This is a genomic window from Streptomyces triticirhizae, assembly GCF_003696235.1.
Classification (GTDB): Bacteria; Actinomycetota; Actinomycetes; order Streptomycetales; family Streptomycetaceae; genus Streptomyces; species Streptomyces triticirhizae.
Genome location: NZ_RFFJ01000011.1, coordinates 1 through 18,983 on the forward strand (window position 1 = coordinate 1; position 18,983 = coordinate 18,983).

18 protein-coding genes are annotated in these 18,983 nt (G+C 73.8%); 12 read left to right on the forward strand and 6 right to left on the reverse strand.

Annotated elements, in window-relative coordinates:
• Both EBN88_RS04025 and EBN88_RS04030 read right to left on the reverse strand, forming a co-directional pair.
• Positions 1–550: YesL family protein (locus EBN88_RS04025; RefSeq protein ID WP_122182390.1), on the reverse strand; the 550-nt coding region annotated here is incomplete at its 3' end.
• 51 nt (positions 551–601) lie between these two features.
• Entirely contained in the window at positions 602–1,726 is a 1,125-nt protein-coding gene (locus EBN88_RS04030; protein ID WP_122182391.1) for a LacI family DNA-binding transcriptional regulator, read from the reverse strand.
• 284 nt (positions 1,727–2,010) lie between these two features.
• Here EBN88_RS04030 and EBN88_RS04035 point away from each other — a divergent pair, with 284 nt between their 5' ends.
• From EBN88_RS04035 to EBN88_RS04060, 6 genes are all read left to right on the forward strand, one after another.
• Positions 2,011–4,023: a glycoside hydrolase family 127 protein gene (locus EBN88_RS04035; RefSeq protein ID WP_122182392.1), complete on the forward strand. Its 2,013-nt coding sequence runs from the start codon at positions 2,011–2,013 to the stop codon at positions 4,021–4,023.
• Positions 4,024–4,123: 100 nt separating this feature from the next.
• The gene (locus tag EBN88_RS04040) at positions 4,124–5,545 is read left to right on the forward strand and encodes an extracellular solute-binding protein (RefSeq protein WP_147472635.1); all 1,422 of its coding nucleotides are present in this window, start codon (positions 4,124–4,126) and stop codon (positions 5,543–5,545) included.
• Positions 5,545–6,483, forward strand: coding sequence for a carbohydrate ABC transporter permease (locus EBN88_RS04045; protein WP_122182394.1), 939 nt, complete (start codon positions 5,545–5,547; stop codon positions 6,481–6,483). The genes EBN88_RS04040 and EBN88_RS04045 overlap by 1 nt, the downstream gene beginning before the upstream one ends.
• Positions 6,480–7,346: a carbohydrate ABC transporter permease gene (locus EBN88_RS04050; RefSeq protein WP_122182395.1), complete on the forward strand. Its 867-nt coding sequence runs from the start codon at positions 6,480–6,482 to the stop codon at positions 7,344–7,346. Before EBN88_RS04045 ends, EBN88_RS04050 begins: the two co-directional genes overlap by 4 nt.
• 127 nt (positions 7,347–7,473) lie before the next feature.
• Entirely contained in the window at positions 7,474–8,457 is a 984-nt protein-coding gene (locus tag EBN88_RS04055) for an Acg family FMN-binding oxidoreductase (protein WP_122182396.1), read from the forward strand.
• Between the two features lie 38 nt (positions 8,458–8,495).
• Entirely contained in the window at positions 8,496–9,560 is a 1,065-nt protein-coding gene (locus EBN88_RS04060) for a 2-hydroxyacid dehydrogenase (protein WP_122182435.1), read from the forward strand.
• Positions 9,561–9,575: 15 nt separating this feature from the next.
• Here the strand turns inward: EBN88_RS04060 and EBN88_RS04065 are convergent, their stop codons facing one another.
• On the reverse strand, positions 9,576–11,336 hold the full coding sequence (locus EBN88_RS04065) for a sensor histidine kinase (protein ID WP_122182397.1): 1,761 nt from the start codon (positions 11,334–11,336) through the stop codon (positions 9,576–9,578).
• Between the two features lie 187 nt (positions 11,337–11,523).
• Between EBN88_RS04065 and EBN88_RS04070 the strand changes: the two genes are divergently transcribed.
• Complete coding sequence (locus EBN88_RS04070) at positions 11,524–12,051, forward strand: hypothetical protein (RefSeq protein ID WP_122182398.1); 528 nt, start codon at positions 11,524–11,526, stop codon at positions 12,049–12,051.
• On the opposite strand, the gene EBN88_RS04075 is transcribed toward EBN88_RS04070, so the two are convergent.
• The 3 genes from EBN88_RS04075 to EBN88_RS04085 form a co-directional block, all read right to left on the reverse strand.
• On the reverse strand, positions 12,026–12,358 hold the full coding sequence (locus EBN88_RS04075) for a sigma factor (protein ID WP_267902532.1): 333 nt from the start codon (positions 12,356–12,358) through the stop codon (positions 12,026–12,028). The genes EBN88_RS04070 and EBN88_RS04075 overlap by 26 nt on opposite strands.
• A 562-nt stretch (positions 12,359–12,920) precedes the next feature.
• Positions 12,921–14,120 (reverse strand): GDSL-type esterase/lipase family protein, encoded by a 1,200-nt coding sequence (locus tag EBN88_RS04080; RefSeq protein WP_122182399.1) that lies wholly within the window; start codon positions 14,118–14,120, stop codon positions 12,921–12,923.
• 77 nt (positions 14,121–14,197) lie between these two features.
• On the reverse strand, positions 14,198–14,779 hold the full coding sequence (locus EBN88_RS04085; protein ID WP_122182400.1) for a TetR/AcrR family transcriptional regulator: 582 nt from the start codon (positions 14,777–14,779) through the stop codon (positions 14,198–14,200).
• 468 nt (positions 14,780–15,247) lie between these two features.
• On the opposite strand from EBN88_RS04085, the gene EBN88_RS04090 reads away from it, so the two are divergent.
• From EBN88_RS04090 to EBN88_RS04110, 5 genes are all read left to right on the forward strand, one after another.
• On the forward strand, positions 15,248–15,628 hold the full coding sequence (locus EBN88_RS04090; protein WP_147472636.1) for a hypothetical protein: 381 nt from the start codon (positions 15,248–15,250) through the stop codon (positions 15,626–15,628).
• Between the two features lie 253 nt (positions 15,629–15,881).
• A complete protein-coding gene (locus EBN88_RS04095; protein WP_147472637.1) occupies positions 15,882–16,283 on the forward strand; it encodes a hypothetical protein in 402 nt (133 codons plus the stop codon).
• Positions 16,276–16,683 carry a hypothetical protein gene (locus EBN88_RS04100; protein ID WP_122182403.1) on the forward strand — a complete coding sequence of 136 codons (408 nt, stop codon included), beginning with the start codon at positions 16,276–16,278 and terminating at the stop codon, positions 16,681–16,683. The genes EBN88_RS04095 and EBN88_RS04100 overlap by 8 nt, the downstream gene beginning before the upstream one ends.
• 278 nt (positions 16,684–16,961) lie before the next feature.
• Positions 16,962–17,819, forward strand: a complete 858-nt coding sequence (locus tag EBN88_RS04105; RefSeq protein ID WP_233580446.1) for a lytic polysaccharide monooxygenase auxiliary activity family 9 protein — start codon at positions 16,962–16,964, stop codon at positions 17,817–17,819.
• 288 nt (positions 17,820–18,107) lie between these two features.
• On the forward strand, positions 18,108–18,854 hold the full coding sequence (locus EBN88_RS04110) for a class I SAM-dependent methyltransferase (protein WP_122182404.1): 747 nt from the start codon (positions 18,108–18,110) through the stop codon (positions 18,852–18,854).
• Positions 18,855–18,983: the final 129 nt, after the last annotated feature.

Here is an 18,983-nt window from a genome sequence, read left to right on the forward strand (position 1 = left end):
CGGCCGCCACCGCGCCGCCCGCCGCCGCCAGCGGCAGCAGCGGCGGCACCGCCAGGCTCGCCCCGGCGCCCGCCGCCACCGTCGCCCAGACCCCCAGCGCACAGAGCGGGTTGGCGCACGCCAGGAGCGTGGCGTTGCGCAGCAGGGGCAGCGCCGGGTCCGTGGTCAACGCCAGCAGCGGGAACGCGAACGCCCCCGCCAGCGCCACCGCAGCCGCGAGCGCGACCCCGCAGATCAACACCGCGCCCCGGAGCGGCGCGCCCTCGGCACGCAGCCCGAACGCGACGTCCGTCGCCACCAGCACCGCCCCCAGGCCCAACACCCCGCCCACGGCGAGCCCTCGGGCGAACCGGCGGCGGAACCCGTCGACGAACGTCCGCCACACCGGCGGCGACCCGCCCACGGCCCAGCCGTCCGCCACCGCGCACAGCCCGGTCGTGGCCGCCGGCAGCGTCAGCAGCGGCAGCGCGGCCACCGTCCACAGCAGCCCCACGACCACCAGGTCGGCCAGTCGGGTCAGCCCTCGAACGAACGGGTTCTCCTGGTGCATGGCACCTCCTCGGGCGGCGGGCGCCCTCGCGACGGCCCACCGCGTTCGGGTTCACGTTCGGTCGGTCGACCGCCTCCCACCGGCGGTGCCCCCGCCCGACGACGCCGACGGGACATCGCCCCCGGTCGGCGTCGTCGGCGTCGTCGGGCTGGTCCCCGTCGACTCGCGGACCACCAGCCGGCTGGGCACGAACTCCACGCCGCGCGAAGGGCGTCCGTCGATCGCCTCCATCAGCCGCAGCGCGGCCGTGCGCCCCACCTCGGTCAGGTTCATGTCCACGGTGGTCAGCGGCGGGCGGGTAGCCGCAGCCATGACCTCCCAGTTGTCGTAGCCGGCCAGCGCGATGTCCTCCGGCACCCGGTACCCCGACTCCCGCAGCGCGTCCGCCGCGCCCCGGGCGATCTGGTCGCTGCCGCAGAAGACCGCGTCCACCTCGGGGTCGGCGCGCAGCGCGGCGTGCACGCCCTGCCGCCCCCACGCCTCCGACCACTCCCCGAACAGCGCCCGCCCGCCGGCCGGTTCGCGCCCGGCCTCGGCCAGCGCCCGGGAGGCGTGCTCGGCCCGCACGGTCGCCGCCGCGTGGTGCCTCGGCCCCGTGATGTGGGCGATCCGCCGCCGGCCCGTGGCCAGCAGGTGCTCGATCGCCAGCCGCGCCCCGCCCGCGTCGTCGGGCACCACCGAGGCGTCGCCCGCGTCGGTCGAGGGGCCGAACGCGTAGACCACCGGCACCGGGGCGGGCAACGCCAGCGGTGGGCGGGCGTCGGTGCGCCGCCCGGCGACGATCAGCCCGTCGATGCGGCGGGACAACAGGGTGCTCACATAGTGCTGTTCGCGGATGGCGTCGCCCCTGGTGTCGCAGAGGAACACCGAGATCCGGCCGGCCCCCAGGGCGTCCTCGGCCCCCAGCAGCACCGGCAGGCTGAACCGGCCCACGCTGTCGGTGGTGATCAGCCCGACGGTGTAGGTGCGGCCCGACAGCAGGCTGCGGGCCGCCTCGTTGGGGTGGAAGCCCAGCTTCCTGGCCGCTTCGGTCACCCGTTCCCTGGTCTCGGGGCGCAGGTTCCCCCGCCCGTTGAGCGCCTTGGAGGCGGTGCCGGGGGAGACCCCGGCCAGGGCCGCCACATCGCTGAGTGTCGCGGCGCGTCGTTCCTCGCTCCGACGCGGCGTCTCCGACATGCGACTCCCCTCGCGTGAAACGCGTTTCCTCGTGCTGCCCGCACCGTTGTCTCCGCGGTGGCCGGCGCGCGCCGGGCCATGATGGCACGGCGCATCCGAACTCACCATGGGCGTGCGTGACTTTGATCGATCGCGTGCACAACCGTTGACCAACGAGGGTGGCGCTCCTAGAGTCCCGGCCCAGGCAATGGGTTTCCTGAACGTTGCCTTCCCGGCACATCCCCCGACCGCCGCGCGACAACACCCGTGACCCCACCGTCCGCCCCGTCCCGCCGGAGCCGCAGATGCCCGCCCGCCCGTCCACCCGTCCCGCGACCCCCACGCCCGTCCGGCCCACCGCCGAGGCCCACGCCGCCCAGTCGCCCACGGTCAACGCCACCATCACGGCCGGGTTCTGGGCCGAACGGCGCGACGTCAACGCCCGGGTCAGCATCGCCCAGGGCCCCGACCGGCTGACCGAGGCCGGCAACCTCCGCAACCTGCGCCGCGCCGCCGACGGCGAGACCAGCGGCTACGAGGGCGGGGTGCCGTTCATGGACACCGACGTCCACAAGTGGCTGGAGGCCGCCGGCTGGCAGCTGGGCGACCCGACCACCGACCCCGGGCAGGCCGCCGAACTCGCCGAGCGCGTCCGGGAGATCGCGGGCCTGCTGGCGGCCGCGCAGCAGCCCTCGGGCTACCTCAACTCCTACTACCAGGTCGCCAAGCCCGAGGCCGAGCACTTCACCGAGCTGCGCTGGGGCCACGAGCTGTACACCGCCGGCCACCTCATCCAGGCCGCCGTCGCCCACCACCGCGCCACCGGCGAACGCGAACTCCTCGACGTCGCCGTGCGATTCGCCGACCACCTCGTCGAGACCTTCGGACCCGAGGGCTCGGGCAAGCCGGTGGACAGCGTCGACGGCCACCCCGAGATCGAGACCGCCCTCGTCGAACTCGCCCGCGAGACCGGCGACGCCCGCTACACCGAGCTGGCCGGCTACTTCGTCGGCCGCTACGGCGGCGTCTTCCCCTCCCGTTCCACCAAGGGCCCCGGCCGCGCCGGCTACTGCCAGGACCATCTGCCCGTCCGCGAGGCTCCCGCCGTCACCGGACACTCCGTGCGGCAGCTCTACCTGCTGGCCGGCGTCGCCGACCTGGCCGCCGAGACCGGCGAACCCGAACTCCGCGCCACCGCCGAGCGGCTGTGGCGGGACATGGCCGCCCGGCAGAGCTACCTCACCGGCGGCATCGGCGCCCACCACTCCGACGAGGGCTTCGGCCACCCCTACGAGCTGCCCAACGAGCGCGCCTACGCCGAGACCTGCGCCGCCATCGCCGCCGTCCAGTTCGGCTGGCGGATGGCGCTGCTCACCGGCGAGGCCCGCTACTCCGACCTGGCCGAGCGCACCCTCTACAACGCGGTGCTCTGCGGCGTCTCGCTCCGGGGCGACACCTACCTCTACGACAACCCGCTGCACGTCAGGGACGGCCACGCCGACCAGGAGGGCGCGCGCCCGCACCGCACGCCCTGGTTCTCCTGTGCCTGCTGCCCGCCCAACATCATGCGGCTCCTCGCCTCCCTGCCCGGCTACCTCGCCGCCACCTCCACCGACGGCGGCACCCTCCACGTCCACCAGTACGCCGCCGGCACCCTCGCCGCCCCCGTGGCCGGCGCCCGGGCCGCGCTGCGGGTGACCACCGACTACCCGTGGGACGGGCGCATCGCGCTGACCGTCGAGGAGACCGGCGGCTCCGCGTGGACCCTGGCGCTGCGCGTTCCCCACTGGTCGGCCACCGGCTGGCGGCTGGCCGTCAACGGGGCGTCCGCGCCGACCGGTTCGTTCGAGCACCGGGACGGCTGGCTGCGGCTGACCAGGACCTGGGCGGCCGGCGACACCGTCGAGCTGACCCTCGACCTCGCGCCCCGCTTCACCCTGGCCGACCCCAGGGTCGACGCCGCGCGCGGCTGTGTGGCCGTCGAACGGGGCCCGCTGGTCTACTGCGTGGAGGCGATCGACCAGCCGAAGCTCCCGGCCGGCCTCGGCCTGGACGACCTCGTGGTGGACACCGCCGCCGGGATCGGCCGCGCCGAGCGCGACGACCTGCCCGGCGGCGTCACCGGCCTCACCCTCACCGCGCGCCCCCGCCCCCGGCCCGAGCCGGACGACGCCGCCCCCTGGTGGCCCTACCGCTCCCTCGACGACGCGCCCGGCGCACCCGGCGGCGAGCCCCTGACGCTCACCGCGATCCCCTACCACGCCTGGGCCAACCGCGAGGTCTCGGCGATGCGCGTCTGGCTGCCCGCCGACGCCTAGGCACCCCGCCAACCCGCCCCGAACGCCCCGCCGTTCCCGCCCCGCCCCGACCGCCCCCGACTCCCCGAGACCAGACCGACCGTGAGCGAGGTACACCGTGGTGCCGCTCCCACCCCTCGGCAACCCGACCCACCCGCCGCCCGGCCGAGCCGGCCCCGGCCGCCGCGCCCTGCTGCGCGGCCTGGGCGCGGCGGCGCTCGCCGCGCCCCTGGCCTCCTGCGGCTTCGTGCCCGCGAGCCGTGATGACCGGCTGAGCTTCATGTTCTGGGGCAGCACCCAGGAGGAGGCCAGCGTCAACGAGGTGAGCCGCCGCTACTCCGAGCGCCCCGACCGGCTGGCCATCGACACCGAACTGGTCAGCTACAACGGCTACGCGACCAAGATGCACACCCTCGTCGCCGCCCGCCAGGAGCCGGACATCGCCTACGCGCCCCAGGACATGGCGATGCGCCTGGGCGAGGGCGGCTACCTGGTCAACTTCCTCGACTACCGCGACCGCTTCGAGGCGCTGGACGACTTCCTGCCCCAGACCATCCACTACTGGGACGACGAGGGCGCCGTCTTCCAGACCGCCATCGAGACGATGGTGACCTGGTACAACGCCGACCTGTTCGAGACGGCCGGCGCGCCCCTGCCACCCACCCGCACCGAGGACGCCTGGACCTGGGACGAGCTGGTGGCCACCGCCGAACGCCTCACCTTCGACGTCGAGGGCCGCCGCCCCTCGGAGCGCGGCTTCGACGCCGAACGCGTCGAGCAGTACGGCCTGATGGCGCCCGCCTGGTGGTTCTCGCCCGCGCTCTACGCGCTGCTGCGCTCCAACGACGCCGACGCGTTCGACGAGGACGGCACCCGCTGCGTCATCGACTCCGACGCGGCCGTCGAGGTCATCAGCGCGGTCGCCGACCTCATCCACGAGCACCGCGTCGCGCCCAGCCCCACCCAACTGGCCACGTTCAACAACGGCCTGGCCCTGATGATGCGCTCCGGCAAGATCGCGATGGGCCTCGACGGGTACTGGCACCTGCTCGACCTGGCCGCCGCCGACTTCCCCTATGGCGTGGGCGTCATGCCCCGCTTCCAGGACGAGGCCCTGACCTGCGTCACCTCGGGCGCCACCTGCGTCTTCAACCGAAGTCTCCACCCGGAGCAGGCCGTCGAGTTCTATCTGGAGATGGCCGACCCGGAACGCTGCACCCTCTACGCGGACGGCCTGTGGATGCCGCTGCGCCGTTCCTACTACACCGACCCACGGCTGCTGGCCAGTTGGTGCGACACCGAGATCCACCCGGCCGGCTTCGTCGACAGCTTCGTCGAACCGCTGCTGCACCACGCGGTGCAGGAGCCGGTGTACCGGGTGCGGGAGGGCGGGCTGGTCAACTCCCGGCTCACCCCGGGCCTCGACCCGATCTGGCTCGGCGAGGTGCGTGGCAGGGACGCCGTCGCCCGCCACCTGCGGGGCGTCGCCGACCGGGTCGACTCCTACCTCACCGGCGTCTACCCCGATGTGCGGGGGACCTGATGAGCACCGTCTCGACGCCGCGCCCGCGCCGCACGCGCCGCCCCACCGGCGGACTGGCGCGCATGGAACAGCGCTGGGGCGTGCTGCTCGCGCTGCCCGTGGTGCTGGGCTTCCTGGTGTTCACCATCGGGCCGATGCTGGCCTCGTTCGTGATCAGCCTCACCGACTGGACCATCGGCGGCGAGGTCAACTGGGTCGGCCTCGACAACTACCGCCAGATGTTCGGCGACGACGCCCTCTTCGGCACCTCCCTGCGGGTCACCCTCTCCTACACGCTGATGGCCGTGCCGCTCACCCTGGCCGTCGGGTTCGGCGTGGCCATGCTCCTCAACCGCGACGTGCGCGGGCGCGGCCTGTTCCGGGTCCTCTACTACCTGCCGGTGCTGGTGCCGAGCGTGGCCAGCGCGGTGCTGTGGACCTGGGTCTACAACCCGGAGTTCGGCCTGCTCAACCAGCTGCTGCGCGGCGCCGGGCTGCCCACCTCGCGGTGGATCTACGACGCCGACACCGCCCTGCCCTCGCTGGCGATCATGGCCGCCTGGGGCTTCGGCAACGCGGCCGTCATCTTCCTCGCCGGCCTCCAGGGCGTGCCGCGCCACCTCTACGAGGCGATCGAGATGGACGGCGGCGGCCCCTGGGCGCGGTTCCGCTACGTCACGCTGCCGATGATGACGCCGACCATCTTCTACAACCTGGTGATGGGCCTGATCGCGACGTTCCAGGTGTTCAACGAGGCCTATGTGATGACCCAGGGCGGCCCGGACAACGCGACCCTCTTCTACAACTTCTACCTCTACCGCACCGCGTTCACCGAGGGCCGCCTCGGCTACGCCTCCGCGCTGGCCTGGGTGCTGTTCGTGGTGATGGTCGCCGTGACCGCCCTGGTGTTCCGCTCGGCCAGGCGCTGGGTCTACTACGAGACGGGGGACGGCCGATGACCACGACGACCGGCACCGGGACCACCCGGCGGCCGCGCCTCCGGCCGGCGCGCGCCCTGCTCCACCTCACGCTCTGCGCCGGCGCCCTGGTCACGCTCTTCCCCTTCCTGTGGCTGGTGCGCAGCGCGCTGATGGAGGACGGGCAGATCTTTGCCGCGCCCCCGGAGTGGGTGCCGGCGCCGTTCGCCTGGCACAACTTCTCCGACGCGCTGACCGCGCGCCCCTTCGGCCGCTACTTCCTCAACACGCTCGCCATCGAGGCCGTGGTGGTGCCCGGCGTGCTGCTGGTCGGCGCGCTCTCCGCGTTCACCTTCGCCCGACTGCGCTGGCGCGGCCGCGACGTCGTCTTCGCCGTGCTGCTCAGCTCGTTGATGCTCCCGTACGCGGTGACGCTGGTGCCGACCTTCGTCGGCTGGCAGCACCTGGGCCTGGTCGGGACCTGGGTGCCACTGACCCTGCCGGCCTGGTTCGGCGCGGGACAGATGGGCGCGATCTTCCTGATGCGGCAGTTCTTCCTCGGCATCCCCCGGGAGTTGGACGACGCCGCCTACGTCGACGGCGCCAGCCCGTTCACGGTCTTCTGGCGGATCGTGCTGCCGCTGTCGAAGCCGGTGCTCATCGTGGTCGGCATCTTCACCTTCATCGCGGTCTGGAACGACTTCCTCAACCCGCTGATCTACCTCGCCGACACCGACCGCTTCACCCTGGCCCTCGGCCTGGCCGGCTTCCAGGGCTCCTACACCGCGCAGTGGGGCTATCTGATGGCGGCCTCCACCGTCGTGATCGCCCCGATCATCCTGCTGTTCTTCTTCGCCCAGCGGCACATTCTGGAGGGCATCACCCTCACCGGCCTCAAGGGCTGACCGGCCGGCGCGGCGCCACACTTCGGGTCCGTGCGGCCCAGCCGGTCGGGACCAACGGCCCCTCCCGGGTGCCCGGCGCGCGGACCACGATCGGGGGTGAGACCCACCGGCACCGAGGAGGACCGCCATGGTCACCACCCACGCCCTGACCGCCGCCACCCTCACCACCCTGGTGGAGGCGGCCTCCGCCGCGCCCTCCCCGCACAACGCGCAACCCTGGCGGTTCCGGCTCGACCCGGCCACCGCCACGCTGCACCTGAGGGCCGCGCCCGAGCGGGGCCTGTCCCGCATCGACCCGCTCGGCCGCGCCCTCCATCTCTCCGTCGGCGCCGCCCTGTTCAACGTGCGGACCGCCGCCGCCCACCTCGGCTGGCGCACCGAGGTCACCCTGCTGCCCGAGCCGCGCGAGCCCCGCGCGATGGCGACGATCGCGCTGAGCGCCGGCCGCGACGGGCCCGCGCTGCCCGACCCCGACCTGCACGCCGCGCTCTGGCGCCGCCACACCAGCCGGCTGCCGTTCACCCGCCGCCCCGCCGCGCCCAGGGTCGCCGAACTCGCCCGCGCCGCCGACGCGGAGGGCGCCACCCTCGTCGTGCCCGACGCCGTCGGCACCGCCCGGGTGCTGCGGCTGACCGCCGAGGCCGAACGCCGCGACGCCCGCGACCGGGCGCGCCGCGCCGAGACCGCCTCCTGGGTCCGCCGGGGAACGGGCGACGGCGTGCCGCCCGACGCGCTCGGCCCGGGCGACGCCAACGGGCGTGTCCCGACACGGGACTTCGCGGGCCCGGACGCCCGACAGCCGCGCCCCACCGCCGCGTTCGAGGAACGTCCGCTGATCGCGCTGCTCACCACCCGGCACGACCGCCGGGTGGACTGGCTGCGCGCGGGGCAGGCGTTGGAGCGGGTCTGGCTGACCGCCACCGCCCGCGCGCTGCGGCTCGCGCCGCTCCACCAGGCGCTGGAGTGGCCGGACCTCCGGGCCGCCCTGGTCGACCCGGCCGCGTCCGACACCGCCGGCTTCGTTCAACTGGTGGTCCGAATCGGCTACGGCCCGGCCGGCGTCCCCAGCCCGCGCCGCTCGACCTGGCAGGTTGTGGAACGGCAGCCCTGACCAGCCGGAGACCCCCGACACCCGTGACGGAGACCACCATGAACGACCACAGGGAACCGGCACCGCCCGAAGCCCGACAGCCCGAAGCCCAGCCGCCCGCCGCCACGGAGATCGTCGCCTACGGCGTCACCGCCGACGAACGCCCGCTGCTGACCGCCGCGTTCCCCGCCCCGCACCGGCTGCGCTGCCTGGAACTGGTCCTGGACCGCGACACCGCCTCCACCGCCGCCGGCCACGAGGTGATCTGCACCGGCGTCAACGACGTCCTCGACGCCGAGGTGCTGCGCCGCCTCGCCGAGGGCGGCACCCGCATGATCACCCAACGTTCCACCGGCTACAACAACATCGACCTCGACGCCGCCCGCGAGCTGGGTCTTGGCGTCGCCCGGGTCTCCGGCTACTCGCCGCACTCGGTCGCCGAGTTCGCCTGGGCGCTGGCCCTGGCCGTCAACCGCCGGGTGGTGCGGGCCGTGACCCGCACCCGCGAGTTCGACTTCCGGCTCAACGGGCTGATGGGCCGCGACCTGCACGGCCGCACCGCCGGCGTGCTGGGCACCGGCCGGATCGGCGAGGCGTTCGCCCGGATCGCCGCCGGCTTCGGGATGCGGCTGCTCGGCTACGACATCGCGCCCAACCCCGCCTGCGAGCGGCTCGGCATGGAGTATGTCCCGCCGGAACGGGTCTTCGCCGAGTCCGACCTGATCAGCCTGCATCTGCCGCTGCTGCCCGAGACCCACCACGTGGTGGACCGCGCCGCGCTGGCGCGGATGAAGGACGACGCGATCCTGGTCAACACCAGCCGGGGCGGCCTGATCGACGCCCAGGCCCTGGTGGAGACGCTGCGCGCCGGCCGGCTCGACGGGGTCGGCCTCGACGTCTATGAGGAGGAGGCCGGAATCTTTTTCTTCGACCGCTCGCTCGACGTGATGACCGACGATGTGCTGGCCCGGCTGATGACCTTCCGCAACGTGCTGGTCAGCTCGCACCAGGCGTACTTCACGCGCGACGCGGTCGGCGAGATCGTCGCCACCACGGCCGGCAACGTCGCCGACTACCTCGCCGGCCGCACCGGCGACAACACCCTGGTGGCGCCCGCCCGTTGACCCGGTCCCCGCGCCTCACCCCACGGGCAGCGGCACCCGCCAGCGCAGCCGGGTGCCGCCCGTCTCCCGGCGTTCCACGGTCAGCGCGCCGCCCAGCCGCTCGGCCCGTTCGGCGAGGTTGCGCAGCCCGCCGTGGTGGCCCGGGTCGCTCAGGCCGACCCCGTTGTCCGCCACCGTCAGCGTCAACGCCCGGTCCCGCACCACGACCGCGACCTCGACCGCGCCGGCCCGCGCGTGCCGGGCCACGTTGGACAGCGCCTCCCTCAGCACCGGCACCGCGTGTTCGGCCACCTCGCCCGGCACATCCGTGTCGACGAGGCCCTCCATCCGCAGCGAGGGCCGGAACCCCAACGAGGGCACCGTCTCCTCCACGATCCGCGTCAGCCGCGCCCGCAGGCCCCGCGCGCCAGGACCCGTCTCGTGCGCCCGCAGCCCGAAGATCGTGGAACGTATGATCCGGATCGTCTCATCAAGGTCGTCCACCGCCCGCAACAGCCGCTCCTCGGCCTGCGGATGCGCCACGAACCGCACCGCGCTCTGGAGTGTCATCCCCGTCGCGAAGAGCCGTTGGATCGCCAGGTCGTGCAGGTCGCGGGCGATCCGGTCGCGGTCCTCAAGAAGCGCCACCTGCTCGGCGGAGCGCCGTCGTTCGGCCAGCTCCATGGCCAGGGCCGCCTGTCCGGCGAACGCCAGCAACGGCTCGGTCTCGTCCGCGCCGAACTTCGCGCGCCCCCGGGCGCGCGCCAACAGCAGCGCGCCCCAGGCGTGTTCACCGGTGCGCATCGGAACCGCGAGCGCCGGCCCCAAACCGGCCACTCCCGTTCCGCCCCCGTCGCCCGTTCCGCCCCCGTCGGCGCCGTCCCCTTCGGCCGTTCCCTCCCCGCCGTCGAGGTCCGCCTCGACCACCGGCCCGCCCTCCGCCATGGCCCGGCCCACCGCGGCCGCCAACCCCCGCCCGGCCGCGCGCCGCGCCTCGGCGGCGCCGGGACCGTCGGCGACGCTGATCCGCACCCCCGCCTCCTCCTCGGGCGCCGGCACGCACAACACCCCCAGATCGGCGTCCAGAATCCGCCGGGCGTGCGCCACCAGCAACTCCAACACCTCGCGCTCCTCCGCGCCGGACAGCAGGCTGCCCACCACCTCCGCGTTGGCCTCCAGCCACCGCTGTCGGTTCCGCGACTCCTCGTACAGCCGCGCGTTCTCGATCGCCACCCCGGCCGCGACCGCCAACGTCGCCAGCACCGACTCGTCCTCGGCGTCGAAGTCCTGCCCGCCGCGCTTCTCGGTCAGATAGAGGTTTCCGAAGACCTCGTCCCGCACCCGGATCGGCACCCCGAGGAACGAGCGCATCGGCGGATGGTTCGCCGGGAAGCCGTGCGAGGCCGGGTGCGCCGCCAGGTCGGGGAGCCGCAGCGGCTCCGGGTGCCGGATCAGCTCGCCCAGGATGCCGTGCCCGGACGGCAACGGGCCGATGGCGGCGGCCTGTTCGGCGTCCACGCCGACGGTCAGGAACGCGCTCAGCCGCTCGTCGGGGCCGATCACGCCCAACGCCCCGTACTCGGCGTCGACCAGCACCGTCGCCGCCTCCACCACCCGCCGCAGCACCTGCGGCAGGTCCAGCTCGCGGCCGACCGCGAGCACCGCCTCCAGCAGGCCGTGCACCCGATCCCTGGTGCCGCGCATCGCGTCGATGCGGAGCTGGAGTTCCTCCAGCAGCTCGTCCAGCCGCAGGCCCGGCAGGCGCTGCCCGTTCTCGCTCCCCGTGTCCGCCACCATGATTCCCTCCCACCCCCGCCACCGGAACCGGCCCGCGAGCCTACCCGCCCCCGCCACCTGCGGCCACGCCCCCGCCGCACCCGATACGGAACGCGCGTGCCAAAACGCGCCCCCGGCCGCCAGGGGGCCCGGGACGTTCCGGGCCCAACGGCTGGCCGGGCCGACCCCGTTCCGCCACGATGGGCCCATGACCGCCCAGCCCGCGCCGCCCCCGCCCGACCCCCCGTTGCGCCTCCTCGCCGACCGGATGGCGCTCTGGGGCGTCGGCGAGCTGTCCTCCGAGGACCTGGTGGACGCCGCCGTCGCCGCCCTGCTCGCCGGCCTGGACGCTCCCGCGCTCCGGGAGTTGGCCGGCGTCGCCCGCCGGGAAGCGCCCTATGAGGTGCCCCTCCTCATCCCCGAGGTCGCGACCCAGCTCGGCCTGGACCGGCCGGAACCCGGCCCGGCGACCGAGGCCGCCGCGCTCGCCGCCCTGGCCGCGATGACCGTGCGCGGCGAACTGGCCCCGGCCGCGTTCGTCTTCCGCGCCGTGGACCTCGCCGCCCGTGACTCGGCCCTGGACCGGCGGCTGGTCCACCTCGCCGCCGACTACGGCTACGCCGAGGACTTCGACGTACCCGTCGACGCACTCGACGCCGCCGCCCTCGCCGAGGCGCGCCGGCTGGCGGCGGCCCCGCCGCCGGACCCGGTCAGTCGCCCGGCACCACCTCTCTGAAGAGCGCCGGCCGCCGCCCCCGCGCCAGGTCCGCGTGCTCCGCCGGACCCCGCTGCGCGGCGGCGCCCGCCAGCGGCGCCACCACCGGCTCCGGCAGCCACGCCCCGACATAGGTCTCCCGCCGCACCCGCGCCGACCGCGGATGGTTGATGCTCAACCGCGTGACCGCCCGCGCCAGATACGCCTTCGGCTCCTCGACCGCCGTCCCCCGCCGCCGGGCCCACACCAGCCCCACCAGCGCGTCCTGCACGATGTCCTCGGCGTCCCTGACAGAACCGGTCATCCCGTAGGCAATGGAGAACAACAACGGCCGGAACGCGGCCCCACTCGACGACCACGACCGCGTACCCCTCTTACCGCCCCGGCCCTTCCGGACGACGGAGAACGACGGCCGTCTGTGACATCCGCACCGAACTTGGTTGGATGAGACCGTGATTGCCCGGCCTGGCCCGGCCCGGCCCGGCGACCGGACCGGGACCGGCTACGGGGGAGGAGGAACGAGCGTGCGCGAAGCTGCCCGGCGCTCTCCCCACCACCCCCTCATCCGCCGCACCCGCGCCCGCCACCTGGCATCCCTGGAACGGTTCGAGCGGACGCCCACCACAGCGACGCCGGGGTGGCGGCGGGTCGGGATGAGCGTGAGCGACTCATCGACCGGTTCGCCGAGAACTTCCTGCTTCCTCCCCCGGGCGTCTGGGGCTCGCTGCGCGTCATAGCCACAGCGAGTCAGTGAGGGGCACACGACGGAGTATGTCGCCGCCACCCTGGTCGACGCGCTCCTCGAATCCGGTGCGCGGTACCCCTGCGCGAGAGGGCGGTTCCTCGACTGGGCCAAGCACAACGGGCTTCTGTAGCCGCTTCCGACGTTCTCAACAGGGGTTGCGAACCCTCCCGTCGACCGCGAGCGGTCCGTCGTGGGCGAAGGCGTGGCGGGCGAAGCGTTCGCCGATGCGGTGGTGGGTGGCGGGGTCGGGGTGGAGGTTGTCGGGGAGGGGGAGTTCGGCGGCGTCGGCCTCGCCGTAGAGGGTGCGGCCGTCGAGATGGTGGAGGTGCGGGTCGGTGGCGGCGCGCTCCGCGACGATGCGGGCGAGTTCGTTCCTGATCACGGCCAGGGTGAGCTTGCCGGCGGCGGTCTCGGCCGGGTCACCGGTCGCGCGGAACGTGAGACGGCCGGCGGCCAGCGCCTCCGTGTCGAACGCGCACGGCCCCGGCGTCTCCTCGTGGATCGGGCAGTACAGCGGCGAGACCACCAGCAGGGGCGTCGTTGGATGACCGTCCCTGATCGTGTCGAGAAAGCCATGGACCGCAGGGCCAAAGGCGCGTAGCCGCATCAGATCGGCGTTGACCACGTTGATTCCGATCTTGACGCTGATGCGATCGGCGGGGGCGTCGCGGAGCGCGCGGGCGGTGAACGGGTCGAGCAGCGCGCCGCCGCCCAGGCCCACGTTGACCAGCTCCACGCCGCCGAGAGCGGCGGCCACCGCCGGCCAGGTGCCGGTGGGCCGGGTCGCGTTGGACCCCTGGCTGATCGAACTCCCGTGGTGCAGCCACACCGGCCGGTCGCCGTCGTCGGCCGGCGCCAGGGGCGCGTCGGCGCGCAGCGCGACCAGCTCCGTCGTCTCGTTGTGCGGAAGCCAGATCTCGACGCGTTTCGGCCGCGCCGGGAGCTCCGCGAAGCGGAGCGTGACGGGGGCGCCGGGCCGGTGCTCGGTCGCGCCGGTCGCGAGGTCGAGGACGAGGGTGTGACCGCCGGCGGCCGTGGCGCGGGCGGCGAGGCGGCCGTCGACCAGCAGCTCGTAGACGCCGTCGGGGCGCGGCGGGGTGCCGGGGTAGCGGCGCTTGGTGGGAAGGGTGTCGAGTTCGACGACCGTGGCGGCGGTGTGGAACGCCAGCCGCACGCCGGCGGGTTGGGACTCGACCATCGCCAGCTGCGGGTCACCGCACTGGGCGCGCGCCCGCGCGGGCAGCCGGTGCGGCAGCACGCCGTGCGCCGTGCGCTCCAGTTCGAGCGCCCCGCGCAGCAGGGGGGCGAGGTCGGGGACGGACGTGGTGGTCAGCGGTGTGGTCATGGGCGGTGCTTGCTCTCGTCTGCGGAACGGAACGGAAAGGACGGCGGTGCCGAGGGGCGCCGGGCGCGGCAGGGCCGTCAGGTGGTGGGCGGGGGCGCGGGCCAGTTGCGGAGGAGCGCGTCGAGCGCGTCGAGGGTCCTGGCCCACGTCGTGTCGGTGTCGGGCGCGCTATGGCTGAAACCGCCCCCCAACTCCAGGCTGACGTAGCCGTGGAAGACGCTGCCCAGCAGCCGGACCGCATGGGTCTGGTCGGGTTCGTCCAGGTCGTAGCCGCGCAGGATGGCGCGGGTCAGCCGCGCGTGCCGAACGCCCGCGCTGGCGGCGGCCGTCGCGGGGTCGAGCCGCAGCTGGGCGGCGGCGTAGCGTCCCGGGTGTTCGCGGGCGTAGTCGCGGTAGACGTTGGCCAACGCCGCCAACGCGTCCCGCCCCGACCGCCCGGCCACGGCCTCGCCCGCGCGGTCCGCCATCTCCTCCAGCGCGAACAGCGCGATCCTGGTCCTGAGGTCCTGGGAACTCCGCACATGCGAGTAGAGACTGGCGACCTTCACCCCGAACCGGCGCGCCAGCGCCGAGGCCGTCACCGCCTCGAACCCGACCTCGTCGGCCAACTCCGCCCCCGCCCTGGTCAACCGCTCCGCGCTCAGCCCCACACGCCCCACGGCCAGCCCTCTCTTCCTCCGACGGGTCTCACGTGCCTAAAGGTTATAGGTGCAAACCCTAATCCTATAGGTGGAGCTTGAAAAGCCGGTCGTTCCGGTGACTCTCCGGGGTGGGGACCGGTCACCGGGTGACGACTTTCGGCCTCATGTCACTCATTCCGCCTGAGTTGTTGCTCTGCGTGACGACGGGGGGTAGGTTCGCATCGCGCACGGTGTGACGGATGCGATGTGGGGGGCCACATGAGGACAGAGGGCATGAATGCGGCGGCCGGGGGCGTGCCGGGGGGACGACGGCGGGGATGACGCGCCCACCGGCCGCGCCGTCGCACTACCAACTGATCACTCCCAAGGACTGGTTCCGCGTTCCCCTGCGCGACGAGGCGCGGCGCGAACGCTCGGTGCGGGCCCCGGTCGCCCAGACCGTTCCCGCAGGCGACGAACGGGCGGCCCAGGATGCCCGTGGAGTGGATGGCCAACGCCGTCCGGGAGAGGCAGGGCCCCACGGCAGACGTCTCCGTGGTCACGCTCCCCGCCGGCGAGGCGGTGCGCTGCCGACGGCAGGAGACCTCGGACGACACCCGGGAGCTGGGACAACGTCCCGAACGGCCCAACACCCTCGTTGACTTCCACCTCCCCATCCCCAACTCCGGCGGATGGCTCGTGCTGACGTTCAGCACACCGATCCCCGAACTGGTCGATCCTCTGGCCGACATGTTCGACGCCATCGCCGACTCCCTGCGCTGGACCGAGGCGACGAGGCCCGACGGGGGCCGGGACCGCATCGCGGAGAGCTTCACCGCCAGACGGGTCGGATCGGCTGGCGCCTCGGATCGTGAGGGAGGAAGCTGATGGCGAGCGTGGTGCCGGTCCTGACCTGTCCCACGGACGACTGGATCGGCCTGGACACGCACGACCCCGACGGTGTGAGGGTCGTGACGCGACAGGTCGCCGCCCGGGGTGGATGGCGGAACCGCCGTTACACGAAGGCGGTCGCCCCCTTCGTGTGGCGGACCCATGGGGCCATGGAGTCCCCCGTGCGGGGCCCTCCGCAGTGTGCGTTCCTCATGAGCGCCCCCGATTCCTGGGGGTGGTGGTGCCAAGCGTGCATACCGTGTGGGCCCCCTTCGGCAAGAGCCGCGGTTCCCTGCGCGAGATCAACCAGATCATGGGACGTCCCGGCCGGCTGGACACCCTGGTGGCGGAGACCACGCTTCTGGAGCTGCCGGCGGGGCCCGCGTGCCGGCTGTACGAGGAGGTCGAGTACGAGCCCTTCCCGGACGTGTTCGTCCAACTGACCTGCGTGGTCTCCTACTTCACCGCCCAGGGGGGCTCACGGAGCGTGCTGCGCCTCACCTCGCGTTGGGGCAGCGACACGCCCGTGACGGGGCTGGCGGAGGCGATCGACCAGTTCGCGGCCGGCCTGACCCTGCGTCCCCGGACGCTGGAGCATTTTTATGGGTGGGGGGTTCCGGCCACGGGCTCGGGGGTGGAGTCGGGTGGGTGAACGGGTCGTGTTCGCGGCGGGGCGGGTGGCCGACGCGTTGGCGGCGTACGGCGGGGCGCGCGGAGTCGCGGTCCGCCCGTGGGTGGTGTCGCTGCGGGCGGGGCCGGACGCGAGCCTCACGGGCCACGTGGCCAGTACCGGCCACTGGCTGCGTGTCTATCGGCGGCGCCTGCGCGGCGCGACCCGCCGCCGCGCCGCCGCCGCGCCGCAACTGGAGCGGCTGGTCGGGGCGTTGGTCGCGTACCGGGCAGCGTCGCTCGCGCTGGTGATCGTGCGACGCCCGCCGCTCGTCTGTCACCTGTGGGTGACGCCCGACGGCGAGCGGGTGGTGGCGCACTTCGAGGGCGTGGACCGGCGTCTGGTCGGTGAGGCCACGGGCCGTTCGCCAGGCCAGGACTGAAACTGGCCGAAAAGCATCGCTTTCGCGGTGGCAACGGCCGGAAGCGGAGCTTACGGACGGCTGGAAGCCGGGCTACCTTCCGCTACGGGAGCGCTCCCATGCGCGGCAGCAACACCGACGACGGGCCGTCGGTGCACCGGCTCGACCCCGGAATCCGGGTGGAGTTGGTGCCCCCGGTTGCCCTTCTCGGGAGACGACTCTTCATCTAAGGAGTACCCGTGTCCAACGAATCGACCGGTCGGAGACCCAGGGCGACCGCGAAGTTCCGCTTTCTCAGCGTGCTGGGAGCGGGGCTGTTCGCTCTTCTGATCGCCTCCCTTCCCTCCCCGGCCTCGGCCCACGGCTCCACCACCCTCCCCGGAGCCCGGACCTACCTGTGCTACCTGGACCTCCAGGAGAACAGCGGCACCCAGATGCCGTCCAACCCGGCCTGCGCGGCGGCCGTCCAGCAGAGCGGCACCGGCCCGCTGTACAACTGGTTCGCGGTGCTGGACTCCAACGGCGGCGGCCGGACGACCGGTTACATCCCCGACGGCACGCTGTGCAGCGGCGGCAACCGTGGCCCGTTCGACTTCTCGGCGTACAACGCCGTGCGCAGCGACTGGCCCACCACGCACCTGTCCTCCGGGGCCAACATCGAGTTGCAGCACAGCAACTGGGCGCACCACCCGGGGCAGTTCAACGTCTACATCACCAAGAGCGGCTGGTCGCCGAACCAGCCCCTGGGCTGGGGTGACCTGGAGCAGATCAGCTCCGTGACCAACCCGCCCCAGCGCGGTGGCGTCGGCACCGACGGCGGGCACTACTACTGGAACGTCCAGCTGCCGAACCGTTCCGGCCAGCACATCATCTTCGTGCACTGGATTCGCTCCGACAGCCAGGAGAACTTCTACTCCTGCTCCGATGTCGTCTTCGACGGCGGCAACGGCCAGGTCACCTTCGGCGACGAGACCCTGAGCGCGGAGGAGGTCGCGGCAGCGTACGAGGCGGACGCCGCCGAGGTCAGCCACGCCAGCCACGCCAGCCACGCCGGGCACGCGACCGAGGCCAGGACCTCGGCCGTGGCCAGCGTCTCCACCCAGGCCGTGTCCCTGGTGCGAGCCGTCGGCTCGGACCTCGCCGGCTTTCTCTCCTAGCCGGGACGGGTGACGCGGGCCGGAACGGGCGCCGTGGCCCGGCCGGGGAAGCCCGGTCGGGCGCGGTGAGCCGAGGCCGGTGCCGAACTCCGGGCCCCGACCGGCCCGTTCGCCCCCGTTCCACCCCGTTCCCCCCGTTCCACCCCGTTCCACCCCGACAGCCCGGGGACCGGAGGCGTCCCCCGGTCCCCGGGCCCCGGTGGTTTGGGCCTCCGGGCTACGATCCTGGTCGGATGCCGGCGACGGCATCCGACCAGGACGAAGCGACGGCCGGCGGTGGGAGCAGCGATGACGACCGCGAGCGGGACGACCCTCCGGCTCTATGGCGAACTGGCCCCCTGGTGGCCGCTGATCTCGCCGGTCGAGGTCTACGAGGAGGACGCGGCGACCGCCGCCGAGCTGTTCGCGCTCGCCGCCCGCCCGGTGCGCGAGGTGCTGGAGCTGGGCAGCGGCGGCGGCCATCTGGCGCGCCATCTGCGGGACGGCTTCACCCTGACGCTGGTCGACCTCTCGCCCGCGATGTTGTCCGTCTCCCGCGCGGTCAACCCGGACGTCGAGCATCTGGCGGGCGACATGCGGGAGTTGCGGCTCGGGCGGGCGTTCGACGCGGTGCTGGTGCACGACGCCATCGACTACATGACCACGGCCGAGGACCTGGCGGCGACGTTCCGCACGGCCTGGGCGCATCTGCGGCCCGGCGGGGTCGCGGTCTTCTTTCCCGACCATGTCGCCGACACCTATGAGCCGGTCACGGACTGCGGCGGGAGCGACGCCCCCGACGGCAGCGGCGTGCGGTATCTGGAGTGGAGCCTGCCGCCCGCGCCGGGCGCGACGACCGTGCGCACCGACTACAGCTTCACCCTGCGGGCCGCCGACGGCTCGGTGCGGCTGGTGCACGAGGCGCACCACACCGGCCTCTTTCCGGTGGCGGAGTGGCAACGGCTCTTGGCGGAGGCCGGGTTCGCGGCGACCACCGTCACCGAACAGGGCGGGGCCGAACGCACCCTCTTCGTCGGATCGCGCCCGCCGGCCTGAAGCTCCACACGAACCCGGGAAAGGGCCCCGCGCGCCCGGACGGAACGTGCGGACGCGCGGGGAAGAGCCGGACCCCGGCCGGTCCGGGGGCTGGTCGGACGCGACCGGCGTTGGGCTCCGCTGGGGCGA